Source organism: Microbacterium sp. (genome assembly GCF_030149085.1).
In the GTDB taxonomy this organism is placed as follows: domain Bacteria; phylum Actinomycetota; class Actinomycetes; order Actinomycetales; family Microbacteriaceae; genus Microbacterium.
Genome location: NZ_JASBSF010000342.1, coordinates 1 through 2312, shown reverse-complemented (window position 1 = coordinate 2312; position 2312 = coordinate 1). Strand labels below are relative to the sequence as shown.

General features: G+C 66.8%; 3 protein-coding genes. All 3 read left to right on the top strand.

From position 1 onward, the window contains the following. A partial coding sequence (locus Q1V87_RS14115) for a biotin/lipoate A/B protein ligase family protein (RefSeq protein WP_300594183.1) occupies nt 1-866 on the top strand: 866 nt, incomplete at its 5' end. 35 nt (nt 867-901) lie between these two features. Next, nucleotides 902-1708 carry a site-specific DNA-methyltransferase gene (locus tag Q1V87_RS14110; RefSeq protein ID WP_300594185.1) on the top strand — a complete coding sequence of 269 codons (807 nt, stop codon included), beginning with the start codon at nt 902-904 and terminating at the stop codon, nt 1706-1708. Nucleotides 1709-1743: 35 nt separating this feature from the next. Continuing rightward, nucleotides 1744-2312, top strand: a 569-nt coding sequence (locus tag Q1V87_RS14105) for an LLM class flavin-dependent oxidoreductase (RefSeq protein ID WP_300594180.1), incomplete at its 3' end; no start/stop codon positions are given.

Below are 2312 nucleotides of genomic sequence, written 5' to 3'. Positions count from 1 at the left end.
CGGTAGTCCGCGCGGCGCTCCCGGAAGGCGCGCAGCTTCTCGGGTTCACGCCCGAGTCCGTGGGCACCGTCGTGCGCCGGGCCCTCGTGACGGCATCCGGGTGGAAGGACTTCTCGTGGCAGATCGTCCACGACCGCCCCGTCTCGCCGCGCATGAACCTCGCGCTCGACGAAGTGCTCACGACCCGGGTCGGCGATGGGCGACGGACGCCGACCCTGCGGCTGTGGGAGTGGAACGAGTCGGCTGTCGTCATCGGGTCGTTCCAGTCGTTCCGAAACGAAGTGGACCCGGAGGGTGCGCGCCGTCACGGCTACGACGTCGTCAGGCGGATCTCGGGCGGTGGCGCGATGCTCATGGGCGCTGATGCGATCATCACGTACTCGCTCTCGGTTCCTGCCTCACTCGTGGCGGGCATGACTTTCGCCGACTCCTACGCGTTCCTCGATGACTGGGTCCTGCAGGCGCTGCGCTCCCTCGGGATCGACGCGACGTACCAGCCGCTCAACGACATCGCGAGTCCCGAGGGCAAGATCGGCGGTGCCGCCCAGAAGCGCCTGGCCAACGGCGGTGTGTTGCATCACGCGACTCTCAGCTACGACATGGACGGCGAGGTGCTCACCGACGTGCTGCGCATCGGCCGTGAGAAGCTCAGCGACAAGGGCACGACCTCGGCGGCCAAGCGCGTCGACCCGCTGCGGCGCCAGACGGGACTGCCTCGCGAGGCGATCATCCAGGCCTTCGCCGACACATTCACCACGCTCTACGGCGCCGAGGTCGGGCATATCACCGAAGAGGAATACGCCGAAGCAGAGGCTCTCGTCGCGTCGAAGTTCGCCACCGACGCGTGGCTGCACCGGGTTCCGTGACCGTCACGATCCATCACGGCGACAATCTGTCGGTGATGCGTGGACTGCCGGATGCGTCATTCGGTCTGGTCTACCTCGACCCCCCGTTCAACACCGGGCGCGTGCGTGAGCGGGCAGTCGAATCAGCCAGCATGCCGCGAGACGCGCCGCTTCCGGGGTCCGTGACCCGGCGCGGCTTCCATGGCCGCGACTACGAGCGGCTGCGGGGAGACCTGCGCGTGTACGACGACAGGTTCGACGATTACTGGGGCTTTCTCGAACCGCGGGTGCTCGAAGCCTGGCGTCTTCTCGCCGACGACGGCACTCTCTACCTCCACCTCGATTACCGGGAGGCGCACTACGCGAAGGTGTTGCTGGATGCGGTGTTCGGCCGCGACCACTTTCTCAACGAGATCATCTGGTCGTATGACTACGGAGCGAAGACCCGCAAGCGCTGGCCGACCAAGCACGACACGATCCTCGTCTACGTGAAAGATCCGGCGCGCTACTGGTTCGATTCCGAGGCCGTAGATCGCGAGCCCTATATGGCCCCGGGACTCGTGACCCCTGAAAAGGCGGCGCGCGGAAAGCTCCCGACTGACGTCTGGTGGCACACGATCGTCCCCACGACCGGGCGCGAGAAGACCGGCTACCCCACCCAGAAGCCCGAGGGTGTGTTGCGGCGAATCGTGCAGGCATCCTCCCGCCCGGGCGGAGCCGTTCTCGATCCATTCGCGGGGTCGGGAACGACGGGTGCCGTCGCGCAGGGGCTGGGGCGAGACGCGGTGCTCATCGACGCCAATCCCGAGGCGATCGCGATCATGCGAGAACGGATGCCGCTCGCGACGATCGTCGAAAACTGACCCGGCCTCCGCGGACGCGACCCTAGGCTGGCGCTATGCGATTCGGAATCTTCATCCCGCAAGGCTGGCGTCTCGACCTCGTTGGAATCGATCCCGCGCACCAGTGGGAAGCGATGAACGGACTGGCCCAGCGGGCCGATGCGGGGCCCTGGGAGTCCCTCTGGGTCTATGACCACTTCCACACCGTGCCCGTTGCGACCCAGGAGGCTACGCACGAGGCCTGGACGCTGATGTCAGCCTTCGCCGCGTCGACCAGCCGCATCCGTCTCGGCCAGATGTGCACCTGCATGGGGTACCGGAACCCCGCCTACCTCGCGAAGGTTGCCGCGACAGTCGACATCGTCTCGGGTGGCCGTGCCGAGATGGGAATCGGTGGCGGTTGGTACGAGCACGAATGGCGGGCGTACGGGTATGGCTTTCCTGAGGTTCGCGATCGCCTCGCGATGCTCCGCGAAGGAGTCGAGATCATGCACCAGGCCTGGACGACCGGGTCGGCAACTCTCGACGGGAAGTACTACCAGGTCGACGGCGCGATCGTGCAGCCGCAGCCGCTCCAGCGCCCGGGAATCCCCTTCTGGATCGCCGGTGGCGGCGAGAAGGTCAC